At 68.3% G+C, this 208-nt stretch carries 1 protein-coding gene; it reads right to left on the reverse strand.

Annotation, left to right across the window (positions count from 1 at the left end; all coding sequences use genetic code 11):
• The coding region (locus ACSC1Q_RS43375; protein WP_436764565.1) for an ACP S-malonyltransferase at nt 1-208 on the reverse strand (208 nt) is incomplete at both ends.

Genomic DNA, 208 nt, shown 5'->3' on the forward strand with positions numbered 1-208 from the left:
GAACCGCACCGCCTCGCGCACATGCCGCACCCAGTACGCCGGGTCGGTCAGCAGACCAGGCTCGGCAAGCAGGCCCGTCACATTGGAGACGACCGGGATGCTCGGCTCGGCGAAGGTGAGTGCGGAGACGATCTGCTCGAACTCCGCCAGCATCGGCTCCATCAACGGCGAGTGGAAGGCGTGCGAGACCCGCAGCCGTCGGGTGCGA

This window comes from Streptosporangium heterodermiicola (assembly GCF_051390675.1).
GTDB lineage: Bacteria > Actinomycetota > Actinomycetes > Streptosporangiales > Streptosporangiaceae > Streptosporangium.